The sequence below is a fragment of the Endozoicomonas sp. ALD040 genome, assembly GCF_049275945.1.
In the GTDB taxonomy this organism is placed as follows: Bacteria; Pseudomonadota; Gammaproteobacteria; order Pseudomonadales; family Endozoicomonadaceae; genus Endozoicomonas_A.
In genome coordinates, this window is the sequence record NZ_CP184829.1 from 2,182,290 (window position 1) to 2,199,187 (window position 16,898).

The window sequence follows — 16,898 nt, forward strand, 5'->3', positions numbered from 1 at the left end:
TTCAATTCCAGGGAACTAAAAGCCATTGTAACTGTCAAATACTATTGTCCTGCTTTCTAACTGCCGTAATGAGCATGTCAAGGAAACGAACAGTAATAGCTGGTATTGCGAGGAGCACCAATGCCACGTTGGTACACAGATTGCCGAACAATAGCGTGGTTACAAGGCTCGATTGCTATATCTAGTTATTTTATACACAAGAAAAGGAGATAATTCTTATGGATACTATTAAATCAACCAATTCTCAGTTCGTCTTAGATGAAACTGCTCGAAAAAGGATGACAAATTCTACAGACGATCATTCACAGAGCGGTAAAATCTCTAAAAAAATGCCAGAATCTAAAGTTTTACCCTTCAAAAATGAGCAGTTAGTTCCAAATACTAAACCAGAAGGTATGACTTCATCAAAGCCTTATGCAGAAACAGGCTTAGAAAGGAAGGTGGATATGCTGGACTTATCCTTGGCAGATACCCGACTGGCCAAGCTGCAAAGTTCAAGTGCTGCATGCATGCCTGCAGAAGAGATTGTTAAAATACCGGCTACCGGGCTTGATTATAGACCCCATTCTGAAAGCAATAACACCGAAACAATAAGGCCTTGGTTTGATTGTTTCGGGCAAATCTATGAATCTTTGCAAGAAAATGACCATCCAACACTTGAGAAACAATTATATGCACTTAGAGAAGATCAGATCAAAAGCCTTTTGATGGCTGAAGCCCCTAGATCTTTTCTAACTAAACATTATACCAAGAATCACGCCAGTTTACTTTTGCAAGCAGCCAGGGAATCCGAGGCAAACAAAGTTTTTTTCAAGTGTTTATTTGACCGGCTGAGTACGGAAGAGTTGCGGATTACGCTTTTAAAGTCTGTCGATAATGGTCTGACACTATTGCATTATGCCAGCTCCGTTATAGAAGAGTCACTATTCAAGCAGCTGGAGCAGAAATTAGGTAGGGAAACACTTCTGGAAATGGTAACCCTTAAGGTAAATAATCATGCTCCTCCTATTGCATATGCCTGCCTTTATAATCAAAGTACATATCTGTTTTATACCGCTCTCACACAAAACAGGGAATTGATAGAAAAACTCCTGAAGGGTGGTCCCGATATTGATGAAAGCTTGTTACAGTTCATGTTTGTTAATTTTGGGAATTACGTGCTAGGAAAGGCTCTAAGTAATAAGAAATACTGGGAGCGTTTAAATTATCTGTCAGATTTTCTGCATGATCAAGATTTTTTGGATGCGCTCAGATTTGCCGGCAAAAAGAATGAGTCTGTTTTTCTGACGGCCTGTAAAAACGTACACAGCTGGGAATTTTTAAAATTAATTGCGGCAAAACTTAGTGATAACCAGCTTTTTGAACTTTGTAAATGGGAAGTGGAAACGGGCAAGTCACTGTTGCACAAGTGCTTTGAAATAAATCATTCAGTTACTGTTATGCGTATTGTCAAGTTAATCCAATCTGCATTATTGAGATTTAAAGTATTGTCTTTGCCCAATGCAAAAGGCGATTCCGTATTTCAACAGCTGTTAGTCCACAATCAAATTTTTCACAGTGATGAGGTGAAAGACATAATACGTGATATGCATTCCAGCGAACGGAATCAACTGGTTATTGGTGATGCAAATATTTGGGAGCAATCTGCCGTGAGTAGCGATCGAGCACTCAGACAGCAAGAGCGAAATCCAATAGTAGTTGCCTTGAACAAAGAAAATATGTCACTGGCTGAATATCTCTGGACACAGATTACTGACCCGCAATTACGAATTAAACTCTTACTTTACAGGTCAAAACACCAAAAAAACCTGTTCCAGCACATTTTGGAAAAAGGAGTTAGTCTGCAATGGTTCAACAAAATGCTGACAGATACCGACAGCGGAACCGAACGGGATCTACTCGCGGCTGAATTATATAAGATTGCATCAAAAGCTGATCGCATGAAAGATGCCTCTTATTACCTAAGCCAAATCAGGGATTCACAATTAATAAAGGATGTGTCTAAAGATCATTATAAATATTTTTTAGCTAACCTCTACAAGCAGGGTAAGAAGCTTACAGAAGCTGATTTCAGCAAAACAACCCCATCTCAATGTACAGACGCTATTACATATATATTTGAACATAGCTTCTATACAAAAAAATACCCCGGGAAAAATCATTTGCCGTTACTTATGGTACAGGAGAATAGGGGTGATAAAGATGCTTTTGTCAAGTGGGCTTTAAGTCCGTTGAACGGAGAGCAAAGCCCATTGATTCAGATCCTGGAACGGTTTACTACTGCTTGGCTTGAGATCAATAGCCCTGATGAACGTTATCTCTGGGGGACGTTTTTTTTTGAAAGTGAAAGTGCCAAAAAAGAAATGATGTTGAGTAGGCCGATATTTCAGAGGATCATTAAAATGATGACACTGGAGCAGATAAGAGAATTGCTTTTGCCTGAACTGGGTGGGAGTAATAATTTGTACTTGCTTGTTTTTAAAGATATCCTTGAGCCAATCGTGGAAAGACCGGAGGGTTCAGGCAAAGCCTTTCTTGAAAAAACAGATCCGAAGACTGGTGAAAATTTATTGCATATTATTTTCAGGAGCAATCTTATTAATGAAAATTACGTAGATAAGAAAAATATGATTGATACCGTTGAATGGCTGGATAAAATCTATGGATTAACCTCGTTTTTGCAAAGTCATTCGGAAAACGATGGCTCAACCCCTTTACATGTACTCTTGAATACAGAAGGAGGAATACGTCGCTCGAGGGCTGGATCAACACAAAAAAATATTCTGCAGCGCCTATGCCGGACAAAAACAGATCGCATTGATCTGGTTGAGTTGCTCAAACTAAAAGACAACAATGGCTGCACACCTCTGCACAAATTATTTTCCTTTTATAGAATAAATTATGAAATCGTTGATCTGTTAATTGATGAACTTGGTCTTGGAACATTTCGTGAGTTAGTGAATATCAAAGACAATCAAGATGAACCTGCTATAGATGTTGGCAAGTTTGAAAAAAAATTGAACTCTAATCCGAATTACGCCGTTCTGTTTAAAAATTGAGACTCATCGTCAATTGTATCGGTGGCAGAAAAGTCAGCTAATACTAACCCACCGGCAGTAGAAGCCAGGTCAGGGCCGATAAACATAATCACCGGCCTGACCACCGCTGGTGTAGACAGCCGGTGAAATATGCTGATCCATGAACAGCACACTCAGTCCGATATAACAGCCTCTTTCTCAATACTCTCGGTTACTGAGAGTCATGAATCAAAAGAGGCGACATCTATCCTGACACGGGGGAATGTGATTTACCAAACTTTAATGTCCACCGACAACAACAAAACGGGCAACAGTCCAGACTACTCCACCGTCACAGACTTGGCCAGGTTACGAGGCTGATCGACATCCGTTCCCTTGATAATGGCTACGTAGTAGGACAACAGTTGCAGAGGTACAGTGTAGAGAATGGGAGCAACGACTTCCGGTGCTGTCTCTAATGGCAATACCTTAATTCCGTCGCCTGCCACCAGACGGGCATGGCGGTCTGCAAAGACAAACAGCTGGCCACCTCTGGCGCGTACTTCTTCCATATTGGATTTCAGCTTTTCCAACAGGTCGTTGTTGGGTGCCACCACAATTACGGGCATATCGTTATCAATCAGAGCCAATGGACCGTGTTTCAATTCACCCGCCGCATAGGCTTCTGCATGGATGTAGGAGATTTCTTTCAGCTTCAGCGCACCTTCCATGGCAATCGGGTATTGAGTGCCGCGCCCCAGGAAAAGGCTGTGATGTTTGTCGGCAAAATCTTCAGCGACCGCTTCAATTTCACTGCTCATTTCCAGCGTACTGCTGATGATATGAGGCAATTCTCTCAGGGCTTTGACGACTTCAGTCTCCTGTTCTTCGGTCATTCCGGTGTGGCGACCAATGGCCGTTACCAGCATCAGCAGGGCGGCCAGCTGAGTCGTGAAGGCTTTGGTTGAGGCGACGCCGATCTCAGCTCCGGCCCGGGTCATCAAGGCCATATCAGATTCACGAACCATGGACGAACCCGGAACATTACAAATACTCAGGGAAGCCATGTAACCCATCTCTTTAGCCAGTTTCAGAGCTGCCAGAGTATCGGCCGTTTCTCCTGACTGGGAAAGTGTGACGAACAGACAGTCTTCAGGCACAAAGAATTTGCGATAGCGGAACTCTGAGGCAATTTCTACACGACAGGGGATTCCGGCCAGCTCCTCAAACCAGTAACGGGCTACCATGCCGGCATGGTAACTGGTGCCACAGGCAACAATCTGGATAGCTTTGGTTTTATTGAGGAGTTCGATACCGTTTTTACCCAGTATGTCGAGGTTCAACTTTGTCTCACCCAGTCGGCCTTCCAGTGTGTTGGCAATGGCATCGGGTTGCTCATGAATTTCTTTGAGCATGTAGTGCCGGTATGGCCCCTTGTCACCGGCATCGTGCTCAAGATTACTTTCTCTGGCGGCACGGGTAATGCTTTTGCCATCCGTATCAAAGACAGACACCTCTGTACGGGTCACTTCAGCCACATCACCTTCTTCCAGGAAAATAAAACGACGAGTCACCGGAAACAGCGCCAACTGATCGGAGGCAATGAAGTTTTCACCCAGTCCCAGACCAATGACCAGTGGGCTGCCAGAACGGGCAACCACCAGCCGCTCCGGGTCTTTGCGATCCATAACGACCATGCCATAAGCACCTTCCAGCCGGGGCACAGCTGCCTGAACGGCGGCGATCAGGCTGTCAGTACTTTTCAGTTCGTGGCTGACCAGATGGGCAATAACTTCTGTGTCTGTGTCAGAGACAAAGGTGAAGCCCTCTTGCTCCAGATAGTTCCTCAGTAACTCGTGGTTCTCAATAATACCGTTATGAACCACAGCGATATCTTCGCCAGAGACATGGGGATGAGCGTTGCGCTCATTGGGCTCTCCATGGGTCGCCCAGCGTGTATGCGCAATACCTGTGCCACCAGGCACCTGAGACTCATTGATCGCTTCGCTCAATTCGGAGACCTTTCCGGTTCTGCGAAGTCGTTGAAGTTCACCACTGGCAGCGATGATGGCGACACCTGCAGAGTCATATCCGCGATATTCCAGACGACGTAAACCTTCTAACAGAATGGGCGCCACATCCCTCTGCGCTACAGCACCGACAATGCCACACATAATTTTCTACCTTTGATTTGTGTTCTGCCTGATATTCAGTTCTTTTTGGTGGGACGCTGCCAGCCGTCAATGTTTTTCTGACGACTCCGGGCTACCCCAAGTTGGTCTTCGTCCAGGTTCCGGGTAATCACTGAACCCGCCGCTGTAGTGGCACCTTTACCAACAGTAACCGGTGCAACCAGTGAACTGTTGGTACCGATGAAAGCATTATTTTCAATGACGGTTTTGTGTTTGTTAATCCCATCATAGTTACAGGTCACGGTACCCGCTCCGACGTTGACACCCGCACCTATTTCAGCGTCGCCTATATAGGTCAGATGATTGACCTTGCTGCCCTCACCGATGGATGCCTTTTTGATTTCGACAAAGTTGCCCACTTTGGCATTTTCTGCCAGTTGAGTACCCGGACGCAGTCGTGCAAAAGGACCTACTTCACAGTGAGCGGCTACCTCTGCATCCTCAAGAATCGAGTGCGCTTTGATGACAGCACCTTCACCAATTCTGGAATTGCGGATGATACAGCCAGCCTCAATGACTACGTTATCGGCAATCTCGACTTCTCCTTCCAGAATCACGTTGACATCCAGCAGGATATCCTTGCCGGTTTTGACATCACCACGAATATCCAGCCGGGCAGGGTCAATAATGGTGACACCGCCGGTCATCATGGCGTTAGCCAGCTGTTGCTGGAAAGCCCGCTCCAGTTCTGTCAGCTGAACCCGGCTGTTGACTCCCTCGACTTCGGTAGCCTTTTGCGGTTGAACGTGCACCACGGGGGTCTCTTCAGACACGGCTTTAGACACGACATCCGTCAAATAATATTCCTGCTGGGCATTGTTGTTATCCAGTCCCATGACCCACTCACCCAGCTTGCTGCCGGGAATGGCCATGATACCGGTGTTCACCTCGTTTATAGCCAGCTGTTCAGGCGTTGCGTCTTTATCTTCAACAATAGCCAGCACACTGCCAGTATCATCCCGGACAATACGACCATAGCCTGATGGGTTAGCCAGATTGATGGTCAGCAGACCCAGACGCTCACCGTTACTGGCGGCCAGCAGGGATTGCAGCGTAGAGGAATGTATCAGCGGCACATCACCATAGAGCACCAGCACGACATCAGCACCTTCGCAACCTGGTACAACCTGCTGAACAGCATGACCTGTCCCAAGCTGCTCTGTTTGCTCAACCCAATTCAGGTCATAGTGTCCCAGGGCACTTTTTACCTTGTCTGCACCGTGACCAATCACGACATGAATTTCACCCTTGCCAATCACTTGCTGGGTTTGCAGGGCACTGAGAATGACATGCTCCAGCATCGGTTTACCGGCAATGGGATGAAGAACCTTGGGAAGGTTAGATTTCATACGGCTGCCTTGACCAGCAGCAAGAATGACGATATCAGCTCTCATGATTAGCTCTTAACAATAGTCTCTTGATCATTCAGAGTTCTCTCTGCGTTACCTGCCGGGGAAAAAATAAAAAGCAAAAAACCACGGCAAAACGACATGGTTCACCGCCCCCGGAAAAATCTTTGAATCTCTTAGCCTGAGCTCATTACTTTTCAATGAACGCATGAAGACAGCAGTCAGGGCAAATAACAGCAGGAAACATCAGAAACAGGTGCCCTTTTCCTACAACCCATGTCATAAGAAAAAGTGACACTTTTCTGCGGTATTCAATTTAGCTTATCCTATACAGACTGAAACACAACTGTGTTTGTCATTGGAAAATTGACAATATGAACCTGGACACATTGAAACAGCTGGGGCTCGACCAGAAGGAAATCAAGCTTTATCTGGCCCTGTTGAAGCTGGGAACCGCCTCTATCCGTGATATTGCGGCCGAAGCGGATATTAATCGCGGCACCACTTATGAGACCCTGAAAGGCCTGGCGGGTAAGGGTATTGTCAGTTACTTCCCGAAAGGAAAAAGACGGGTTTTCTGTGCAGAGCCTCCTGAAAAGCTGCTGGATCTGGCAGAAGAGAGAAAGCAGTCTCTGGAACAGAGCATTGAAGAGATGAAACAAAAGCTGATCCCGCAACTGAATCAGCTTAAACCTGACTTCAATACCGGAAACGTCCGCTTTTATGAGGGAGACAGCGGTATCGAGTTCGTTCTTAAGGATATACTGAACACGGTCGCCAAAAAAAATGATAAAAACTACTCCATTTTCTCATCCAAACCGATCCGGCAGCATCTCTATCGCCCATTTCCAAACTATACCCAGCAGCGTATCCGCAAGGGTATTAATGTCCGGGTCATTGCCATTGGTGAAGGTGGCGAGGATGCCGAGCTTTCTGAGCGCAAATGGATCAATGCCACCGGTAAAATTGATGCCAGCTATATTGCTATTTACCCCCCAAAAGTCGCCATGATCTCCCTGGCCTCGATGGACTACCCCGTTGCTGTTGTGATCGATTCTATTGAGATCGCCAACACTCAGCAAATCATCTTTGATACGCTGTGGAACACTTTGTAAAGGTATGGAAAACATTAATATCTGGGCTTCTGTATGGCAGTTCCACTGCCTGTTAGTCTACCTGACAGCCCTGTCAGTGTAATTCTCCACCCCATCTGGAAGAATCCTTATGATGCTCACGAAACCCTGCTCACCAGCGGGGTCATATATCAAGGAGGAATGACTATGATAACATCGGGAGAAATTTTAAAAGGTATCTGTATTCTTACATCCAGACTCGCCGGTGTGCCCGGCAGAGTTATTGGCCATTTTGGTGGACGCGCTGTGGGTGCCGTGGGTGGTTCTGCTATCGTTGGCGGAGCCAAGCTCTCCAACACGTTGTTCAGAACAGCTTTTGAGCCCCAGTCTGTCAATCAATACTCTGAAGAATCGGCTGAGCGCGCCAGAGTATTGGGTGGTTTCGCCTCCAAGACAATCGTTGCCCTTTCTACGGGCCCGATGCTGGCTATACCCACTGCACTGGGCATTGTTTTTGATCTGGAGAATACAATTAAGGCAATAACGCGTTGCAGCGAACATCAGGCTTTCCTGCGCGGCTTTCCTGGCTGGCATACCAGCCGTAGGTGAGGATGTGCATCCATTGGCGACTTAAACCAGAGCCTGGATGAATTGTTAACAAACCATCAGTAGCCACACGGTTGCTGATGGTTTTTTATGGAACACGGACTGGAACAACGAGAATCAGTCTCCCAACAGCACAGAGTCCAGAGCCAACACAATCATTTCGTTCAAGGATATCTGCCTGTCCTCGGGAGACATGGCCTCACCCTTGCGAATGTGATCGCTGACAGTGCAGATAGCCAGACCTTTGGCACCGTACTCAGCACATACGCCATAAAGGCCTGCGGTTTCCATTTCAACACCCAGAATGCCGTGCTTTTCCATGATGTCGAATATATGTGTCTCCGGGCTGTAGAAAAGATCCGAAGTGAAAATGTTGCCTACTTTTACCGGCATTTTTTTGTCACGGGCACTCTTAACCGCATTCTCCAGCAGGCCAAAGTCTGCAATAGCTGCAAAGTCATGGTTATTAAAGCGGATACGGTTCACCTTGGAATCGGTGCACGCCCCCATACCAATCACTATGTCGCGCAGCTTCACATCGGCAGAGATAGCACCACAGGAACCAATACGAATCAGCTTGTCTACACCGTACTCAGTAATCAGTTCCTTGTAGTAGATGGAGGCCGAAGGAATGCCCATCCCGGAACCCATCACGGATACACGACGACCTTTATATGCTCCGGTGTAACCAAACATATTACGGACGTCGTTTACCAGTTCAGCACCTTCCAGAAAGTTCTCGGCAATATACCTGGCACGCAGTGGGTCACCGGGCATCAGGCAGACGTCGGCAAAAGCACCGGGTTTGGCATGAATATGAGGGGTCATTTTATTCCTCTTGAGGGCTTTTCAAAAAGCGGGCCATGGGGCAGCAGGGTAGCTGTTAACAGTCAGCTCTGTTTATGGCAGAAAGCTGGTCCCGTAATCCATGGACTCCAGATCAAAGAAACTGGCCAGACTCTGACCGATATCTGCGAAGGTTTCCCGTTCACCCAGAGAAACCGGTGGAACCTTTTTGCCATAGACCAGTACCGGTATGTGTTCCCTGGTGTGGTCGGTACCGTGCCAGGTGGGATCGCAGCCATGGTCAGCACTGATGATCAGCACATCGTCTTTTTGCATGGCGTTGAGCAGTCTCGGTATCATAGCGTCCAGCTCCTCCAGAGCCCGGGCATAACCCGCCACATCACGACGATGGCCAAAGGATGAATCAAAATCGACGAAGTTGGTGAAGATCAGGGAGCGATCTCCGGCTGACTCCAGCGCCTGCATAGTGGTTTCAAACAAAGCAGGAATGCCGGTCGCTTTCAAGGTTCTGGTAATGCCCTGATGGGCGAAGATATCCGCTATCTTTCCGACACTGACCACTTCGCCACCGCTGCCCACCAGCTTATCCAGCAGCGTGGGAGCCGGAGGCAGAACCGAGTAGTCCCGACGATTTCCTGTTCTCTGGAAGTCACCGGCATCATCACCTGTGAAGGGACGGGCAATGACACGGCCAATATTGTAAGGGTCGAGCAGCTCACGGGCGATTTTGCAGACTTCATAGAGTCTTTCCAGACCAAAAGTCTCTTCATGGCAGGCAATCTGAAAAACGCTGTCAGTCGATGTATAAACAATAGGCTTGCCAGTGCGCATGTGTTCTTCACCAAGAATTTCCAGAATGGTAGTTCCTGAGGCGTGACAATTACCAATAACACCGGGCAGGCTGGCTTTCTCGACCAGTTGATCCAGCAGCGCCTGTGGAAAGCTGTTTTCCACGTCTTTGAAGTAGCCCCAGTCAAACAACACCGGAGCGCCCATCATTTCCCAATGGCCACTGGGAGTATCCTTGCCACTGGAAATTTCCCTGGCGTAACCGTGGGCACCGATCAGCTTTACATTGGTGTTCATGCCAGCGGGAAAAGCTCCTGAGGAATCTTTAGCCGCGTGCAACAGACCAAGACTGGCCAGCATTGGCAATTCAAGTATACCCCGTCGACCAATGTCTGCCTCGCCCTGTGCGCAGGTCCTGGCGATGTGGCCAATCGTATTGGAGCCTGCATCACCAAACTGATCGGCATCAGCACTGGCGCCAATCCCGAACGAATCCATCACCAGGACAATTGCTCGTTTCATATGAGATACCTTACCAACTCCTTGCGAGTCCCCTAATTATTACTCAGAAAAATACAGAGCAGCACAGTGATTAGTACCTAATCCATTGAAGGTCAGGAAATTAACTGAGCTGTATGCACTTTCATACGCTACTGCAATTCGGGGACTACTCTATCAGGACATTCAGAAACTTCGGAAGGCACTGGAGCAAAACAACCGCAGTCATTTGACAATACCCCTCCTCGTGACTCACGCAGAAATGGGTGTCATGAGGTGCGTCATGAGGAGCACGAAGCCCTGCGCTCCCGGTAACTTCCAGAAAACCGAGTTGGCTGGACGATCAGGCCGGGGCCGCCTGTCGGTTAAAATTGAGCACTGCTGCGATTCGTAGACTACTTTATCAGGGGCATCCATAAATTAAAGAAGGCAGATGTTGATGAGTAACTCCATTTCTCGATTTCCCGGAACAGGAAAACAATCGGTACATTTCCGTCCTGACAGGGCTAGTCAGTGGGTTGCTGCTGTCCTTGGCCTCATCACTATGGCCTGCCCATGTTCAAAACTGCTGGCAGACAGTCCTCTACCAACGCCGGGGGGGGAGATATCTGTTGGCCATAAAACGACAAAAGATTCCAGCTTGCTGGACAACTACATTAACCATTACTCAATTTTGGGGGAAGTCCCTCCAGCTGCTCTCAGCACGGATATGACCCATCTTGTCTTTGCCATGAACTATGAAAATGAGCAAGACGAAAAAAAAGATGAGAACTCGTTAGAGCCGGAGGCAGCTGCAGCACCGCAACAGCAGTCATTAATCGAGATTGCACTCCCGCTAATGAGCCCTTCCCAAGTTTCCAACATTATTCAAGGTATGAATACAGGCCTTAATGTCAACACCGTGAACGTTATGCTGGAGGGCATCCCGGAGACCCCTCCCGTTCACGGCCAGACAATTGCGAACATGATTCAGCATTTGATAGAAACACTCAGTATAAATGTCAACGAAGTCCAGAATGGTTTGATTAGCGCTCTGTATGATATCCATGGCAGCGAATCTCCTGTTGATTTAACCAAACCACAACAGCAACAGAGCCTCGCGATGTTGATAGTGAGTTACTATACAGCCCTTAATTCAAATGGAACATCTCCTCAAACCACTCAGGCTTTTTTTAGCTCATTTTTGCTTCACGCTGTCGGCTTGTCCTGTATCGGGAGACTCCATGCCAAAAAAGAAGACCTTTTAGGTTCAAAAGAACCCATAGAGGATTCCGAAGTTTTAAAAGCAAATGTTAAAGAATCCGGCTCAGTCTTTTCTACCCTTAAATTATTGGAAGAAGCGCGCCGTGATTTTTTGCTACAGCTCGATAATTACGCAGAGGTTGAAAAAACTGACGCACTTCTTGATCCAAAGCTCACAGCCGCTACCAGTCTACTCAACTATCGTGTTGATAAGAACGGGATACCGCTTTATAAACGTAATAAAAAATCACACGAGCGAATGTTGAAACTAATAGGGGTACATGGTGAAAGCAACCCTGAGCTGGTTGCCTGGAACAGTCAGTTTATGACTTTGATTCATGCTATAAGCATGCTTCTTGATCCTTTCGTTATCCAATTCACAGGTTCGCATGTTAACAACCTGTCGCATTATTTTTCTGCACTAAATTGGGATCATCTTATTACTGACTCTGAAGGCAAAGAGCGGAGCATATTTGAAGTATTCAAAGAGGTAGTAGGCGACGCAAAAGATAACCCCGGAAATGAAAGGCCTGAATTATTTAAAAAATTACTTCACGCCCTGCGAGAATGCATAGAAAAGCAATTACAAAAAACGTTCACTGAAAATGATTACAAAGTCGTAATGGTAACTCTCGGCACAGGATTTGCCGACCTTCTGGAACAATCAAATGATATGTTGGAAATATTTGATAAGCAGATTGATGGAGCCAAAGATGACAAGGCAGCAGAAGGGCAAGAAGGACAGAAGCTCAGCGAAGTAGAGAAGAAGAGGAAACATTTGGGGCAAAGGATTAACTACTTGCAAGATTTCGTCATTTGGCTCAGATCTAACTATGATTTTGACATGACGTTGCCTTATGACTCTCACAGCAATAACTCCCACGTTGGAGACTCTGAGAGTAATGATGCTGACAGAAGTAGTAATGATGCCGACGGAAGCAGTAATGATGCTGACGGAAGCAGTAATGATGCTGATAAAAGTAGTAATGGTGATGAAAGAGGCAGTCTTGAAGGAAGTTAAGCTCTAATCCTCATACTGACCGAGTGCCACCAGGCTTCCCAGCGTTCTGCCAGCTCCGAAGTGGCTGCGGTTTCGGTCGGTAAATTTCTGCCATGCCAGTGGCAATGGCTTGTTGTTTTTCAGCATTTTTGCTAATCGCCTCACCCACGGAATTCCAGCCTGCGGCCTGGCCGCCTTGTCTTATGCAAAAGTCTTGATGAACAGCCATTGAATCACAAAGCCCTATGTCTTCATAATTCCTTGTATCTGCAAAACGGAGCTGGCTGTTCAGTATTGGACTATCGTACCCTTGAAATTGTGCACTGCTGCTATCCGTGGACTATTTTGTCAGAGCATACATTATCTGAAGAAGAAAAATGTTGATGGTTAACTCGATTTCGCGATTACCTGAAACGGCAAAACAATCGACAATTTTCCGTCGTGACAAGGCTAATCAGTCGGTTGCTGCTTCCATTGGCCTCATCATTATGGTCTTCTCCTATTCAAAACTGATGGCAGAAAATACTTTATCAACGACAGTGGAGGAGAGATTTTTTGAAGATAAAAGCACAAAATCGTCTGGCTTTCTGGATCACCTGATTAACCATAATGCCTACATGGGAAGAACCACTCCCTTTGTTCTCAATCCAAATTCGACCCATCTTATCTTTGCCATGAACCATGAAAATGAACGAGACCAAAAAAAGGATGAGCATTCAGAAGAATCAGAAGGAGCCGGAGCACAGCAACCACAGCCTTTAATGCACATTCCGCTCCCGCTAATGAACCATGCACAAATTACTACTATGATTCAGGTCCTGAATTCAGACCTTGATGAAGACTCCCTGCCTCCCCTGAACACTATGTTGAGCTACGTACCGGTAACACTCCCCAATGAGAACCTGACCCTTGCAAGCATGATTCAAAAAATCACACAAACACTCAACATTTTGCCTAACTATAACCAGGATGAGGTAATAAATGCTCTATATTCTATCCAGAGCACCCAATCTCCTGTTGATATAACCAAACTACAACAACAACAGAGCCTCGCGATGTTGATGGTCGCTTACTATACGGCCATCAATTCAAGTGGAGCTAACCGTCAGGAAGCTCGTGTTTTTTTTAACTCATTCCTGCTTCACGCTGCTTGCTTGTCTGGTATTGAGAGACTTTATACCAAAAAAGATGACCTTTTAGGCACAAAAAAACCCATAGAAGATCACGAAGTCTTAAACGGGAATATTAAAGAATCTGCTTCAGTCTTCACTGCTCTGAAATCACTGGAAAAAATGCGCCTTGCGTTTTCGCAAGAATTGGAGGATTCCTTAGAAGCTGATGAACCCGGGACATCAGTTAATCCACTGCTGATAGCCGCTTTCTCACTGCTCAATCATGCAGTTAATATAAATGAAATGTTTATCTGTGAGCGTAATATAAGATCGTATAAACGAATGTTAAGGCTGATAAGAGAATATGATAAAAAAAAACCTGAATTAATTACCTCGAATAATCAAATCCTGTGTTTCATTCATGCCATAAGCCTGACTCTTGATCCTTTCGATATACAATCTGCAAGTGAATATGTTGACAGCCTGACGAGTTTTCTCAGTAACTCTAATAGGAATCAAACCATTACTGAGTCTGCAGGCAAAGAAGGCAAAGAGCAGACATTGTTTAAAATATTCAAAAAGGTACTATCCGACGCAAAAGACAACCCGGGGAATGAAAACCCCGCATTATTTAAAGACTTGCTTCTGGTCGTAGCAGAATACATATCGCAACAATCACAAAATACCTTTATTGATCCAAATGATTACCAGGCCATGATGGTAACCCTCGGAACAGGATTTGAGGACCTGCTGGAACAATCACACAAGATGTTGCTATTTTTTGAGGCAACTATTGTCACCGATGCCAATGAACAGGCTAATGCAGCCAAATATAACGGGGCAGCAAAGGCACAAAAGGGAAATGAACTCTGCGAAGAAGAGAAGAAGTTAAAACACCTGAAAGAACGGATAAATTACTTGGATAATTTCGTTGATTGGTTCAGGCTTAACTATGATTTTATCATGAAGACCCCTTATAGCTCTGACAGTAGTGATACTGACAGTAGTGATACTGAAATTCTTGATACTGAAAGTAGTGATGCCGACAGAGCAAGTCTTGACGGCGTTTAATTTTTTATTCATCTTCCCTGCTTTCAGACCGAGTGCCACCATCAGGTTTCCCGGAGAACGTTCGACTCGGAAGCGGTATTGGTTTCAGGCGGTCATTCCATGCTCAGGCACAAACCTATATTGAAGACGGCGTGACCGGATCTGACCTGTTCGTAAAATTGAGTACTGCTGCAATCCATGGACTACTTTATCAGGGCACTTATAAAATAGAGAAGGCCGATGTTGATGAGTCACTCCGTTTCTCGATTACCTGAGACAGTAAAGCGATTGATACTTTTCCGTCGTAACAACACCAATCAGTGGGTTGCAGCTACCCTCAGCCTCGTCGCTATGGCTTGCCCCTGTTCAAAATTGCTGGCAGGAAATCCTTTTTCTACACCGGTGGAGGAGAAATTTATTATAGGAAAAATGACAAAAGAGTCTGGCTTCCTGGAGGATTTGATTAACCATAATACTTATATAGGGAAAAACCCTCCTTCTGCTCTCAGCCCGAATACAACTCATCTTATCTTCGCCATGAATCATGAAAATCAGCAAGGTGAAAAAATGGATGAGGATTCAGAAGCATCGGAGGGAGCTGGAGCACAACAACCGCAGCATTTAATGCAGATACCTCTCCCACCAATGACCCTTGCAGAAGTCGCTACTATTATCGAGGGCTTGAATACAGGCTTTAATCAAGCCACCCTAAACACTATGTTGAGCTATGTTCCGGCGACCCCTCCCAATGGGGACCTGACAATTCTAATTATGTTGCAGCAATTGATAAAAACTCTCAACATTACGGTTCAGGATAACCAGAATGTCATGGTAACTGTTCTATCTTCTATCCAGGGTACCACATCACCTGTCGATATCACCAAACCACAAGATCGACGGAGACTCGCGACGTTGATGCTGGCTTACTATACAGCTATCCATTCAAATGGAGCATCCCCTCGAGCAGCTAATGTTTTTTTTAACTCATTCCTGCTTCACGCCACTCAGTTGTCTGGTATCGAAAGACTTGATGCCAAAAAAGGTGATCTATTAGGTACAGATGAGCCAATAGAAGCTCACGAAATTTTAAAAGCCAAACTCAAAGAGTCTGCTTCAATCTTCTCTGCACTGGTGGCGCTGGAAGAGATGCGCTTTGATTTTTTGGAACAAATGGAGAACCCTCTGCAAGCTGATAGATTCGGAAAATCAGCCGACGATTTACAGCTAATAGCTGCTTCCAGTCTACTCAACTATGACGTTAATGAGAACGAAGAATCACTTTATGAGTGCCATATAAATTCAGCAGAACGAATGTTGATATTAATAAAGGAATATGGTGAAAATAAACCTGAACTGGTTGCCTTGAATAGTCAGTTTATTAATTTGCTTAATGCCATAAGACTGACTCTTGATCCTTTCACTTTACAATCTGCAACTGCACTTATTCACAATATATCGAGTTATCTTAGTAAATCAAAGTCGTATCAAACCTCTACTGAGATTAGAGGCATAATGAGCAAAGAACAGAAATTATTTGAAATATTCAGAAATATATTAACCGACGCAAAAGACAATCCGGGCAATGAGAATCCTGAATTATTTAAAGAATTGTTTGTAGCCATAAAAAAATACATATCACATCAATTGAAAAACATGTTTGCTGATGAAAATGATTACCAAGTCATAATGGTAACCCTCGGCACAGGATTTGCGGACCTGCTGGGTCATGCACGCATGAAGCTGTCAATGCTTGAGCCAACTATTGACACCAATGCCAATGAACAGGCTGATGATGCCGTGCATAGAGGAGCAGCAAAGGGGAAAAAAGGCATAGAGCTCAACAAAGATGGGAAGACGAGAAAACACCTGAAAGAACGCATAGATTACTTTATTGATTTTGTCGATTGGTTCAGGTTTTACTACGACTTTGCCATGAAGAATCCTTATGATTCTGATACCAGTGACTCTCAAAGCGATGACTCTGAAATCAAGATTTTGAGAGTGGTAACGCCTCACTAGAAGCCTGACCGAGAATAGCGCCCGTCTGGGCGACCCCGTCTAGGCGACCCCGTCTCGGCGACCCCGTCTCGGCGACCCCTTAGCGAGGTCAGCAGAAAATTGAGGATGAAGGTGCAGGAACCAGATCAACGCAGGAGCAGTTGC

The 16,898-nt window shown here is 45.6% G+C and carries 11 protein-coding genes; 7 read left to right on the top strand and 4 right to left on the bottom strand.

All coding sequences use genetic code 11. The annotated features are described in order from the left end of the window. Positions 1-218: 218 nt before the first annotated feature. On the top strand, positions 219-3,059 hold the full coding sequence (locus ACOJUN_RS07270) for a hypothetical protein (RefSeq protein WP_422135996.1): 2,841 nt from the start codon (positions 219-221) through the stop codon (positions 3,057-3,059). A 299-nt stretch (positions 3,060-3,358) separates the two neighbouring features. Here the strand turns inward: ACOJUN_RS07270 and glmS are convergent, their stop codons facing one another. Both glmS and glmU read right to left on the bottom strand, forming a co-directional pair. Continuing rightward, a complete protein-coding gene (glmS, locus tag ACOJUN_RS07275) occupies positions 3,359-5,191 on the bottom strand; it encodes a glutamine--fructose-6-phosphate transaminase (isomerizing) (protein WP_422135997.1) in 1,833 nt (610 codons plus the stop codon). A gap of 35 nt (positions 5,192-5,226) precedes the next feature. Next, a complete protein-coding gene (glmU, locus tag ACOJUN_RS07280; RefSeq protein ID WP_422135998.1) occupies positions 5,227-6,603 on the bottom strand; it encodes a bifunctional UDP-N-acetylglucosamine diphosphorylase/glucosamine-1-phosphate N-acetyltransferase GlmU in 1,377 nt (458 codons plus the stop codon). Positions 6,604-6,932: 329 nt separating this feature from the next. Here glmU and ACOJUN_RS07285 point away from each other — a divergent pair, with 329 nt between their 5' ends. Next, positions 6,933-7,673: a TrmB family transcriptional regulator gene (locus ACOJUN_RS07285; protein WP_422135999.1), complete on the top strand. Its 741-nt coding sequence runs from the start codon at positions 6,933-6,935 to the stop codon at positions 7,671-7,673. A gap of 165 nt (positions 7,674-7,838) precedes the next feature. Next, complete coding sequence (locus ACOJUN_RS07290) at positions 7,839-8,240, top strand: hypothetical protein (protein ID WP_422136000.1); 402 nt, start codon at positions 7,839-7,841, stop codon at positions 8,238-8,240. 114 nt (positions 8,241-8,354) lie between these two features. On the opposite strand, the gene deoD is transcribed toward ACOJUN_RS07290, so the two are convergent. Both deoD and ACOJUN_RS07300 read right to left on the bottom strand, forming a co-directional pair. After that, complete coding sequence (gene deoD, locus ACOJUN_RS07295) at positions 8,355-9,065, bottom strand: purine-nucleoside phosphorylase (RefSeq protein ID WP_422136001.1); 711 nt, start codon at positions 9,063-9,065, stop codon at positions 8,355-8,357. A gap of 72 nt (positions 9,066-9,137) precedes the next feature. Continuing rightward, a complete protein-coding gene (locus ACOJUN_RS07300) occupies positions 9,138-10,355 on the bottom strand; it encodes a phosphopentomutase (protein ID WP_422136002.1) in 1,218 nt (405 codons plus the stop codon). Between the two features lie 415 nt (positions 10,356-10,770). On the opposite strand from ACOJUN_RS07300, the gene ACOJUN_RS07305 reads away from it, so the two are divergent. The 4 genes from ACOJUN_RS07305 to ACOJUN_RS07320 all read left to right on the top strand — a co-directional run bounded on the left by ACOJUN_RS07305 (position 10,771) and on the right by ACOJUN_RS07320 (position 16,754). After that, positions 10,771-12,594, top strand: a complete 1,824-nt coding sequence (locus ACOJUN_RS07305; RefSeq protein WP_422136003.1) for a hypothetical protein — start codon at positions 10,771-10,773, stop codon at positions 12,592-12,594. Between the two features lie 356 nt (positions 12,595-12,950). Next, positions 12,951-14,756, top strand: coding sequence for a hypothetical protein (locus tag ACOJUN_RS07310; RefSeq protein WP_422136004.1), 1,806 nt, complete (start codon positions 12,951-12,953; stop codon positions 14,754-14,756). Positions 14,757-14,788: 32 nt separating this feature from the next. Further along, on the top strand, positions 14,789-15,010 hold the full coding sequence (locus tag ACOJUN_RS07315) for a hypothetical protein (RefSeq protein ID WP_422136005.1): 222 nt from the start codon (positions 14,789-14,791) through the stop codon (positions 15,008-15,010). Further along, positions 14,982-16,754: a hypothetical protein gene (locus ACOJUN_RS07320; RefSeq protein ID WP_422136006.1), complete on the top strand. Its 1,773-nt coding sequence runs from the start codon at positions 14,982-14,984 to the stop codon at positions 16,752-16,754. The genes ACOJUN_RS07315 and ACOJUN_RS07320 overlap by 29 nt, the downstream gene beginning before the upstream one ends. Positions 16,755-16,898 lie beyond the last annotated feature (144 nt).

Coding starts and splice junctions, on each gene's coding strand:
- ACOJUN_RS07270 (WP_422135996.1), top strand. CDS start 219: ATGGATACTATTAAATCAACCAATTCTCAGTTCGTCTTAGATGAAACT.
- glmS (WP_422135997.1), bottom strand. CDS start 5,191: ATGTGTGGCATTGTCGGTGCTGTAGCGCAGAGGGATGTGGCGCCCATT.
- glmU (WP_422135998.1), bottom strand. CDS start 6,603: ATGAGAGCTGATATCGTCATTCTTGCTGCTGGTCAAGGCAGCCGTATG.
- ACOJUN_RS07285 (WP_422135999.1), top strand. CDS start 6,933: ATGAACCTGGACACATTGAAACAGCTGGGGCTCGACCAGAAGGAAATC.
- ACOJUN_RS07290 (WP_422136000.1), top strand. CDS start 7,839: ATGATAACATCGGGAGAAATTTTAAAAGGTATCTGTATTCTTACATCC.
- deoD (WP_422136001.1), bottom strand. CDS start 9,065: ATGACCCCTCATATTCATGCCAAACCCGGTGCTTTTGCCGACGTCTGC.
- ACOJUN_RS07300 (WP_422136002.1), bottom strand. CDS start 10,355: ATGAAACGAGCAATTGTCCTGGTGATGGATTCGTTCGGGATTGGCGCC.
- ACOJUN_RS07305 (WP_422136003.1), top strand. CDS start 10,771: ATGAGTAACTCCATTTCTCGATTTCCCGGAACAGGAAAACAATCGGTA.
- ACOJUN_RS07310 (WP_422136004.1), top strand. CDS start 12,951: ATGTTGATGGTTAACTCGATTTCGCGATTACCTGAAACGGCAAAACAA.
- ACOJUN_RS07320 (WP_422136006.1), top strand. CDS start 14,982: ATGAGTCACTCCGTTTCTCGATTACCTGAGACAGTAAAGCGATTGATA.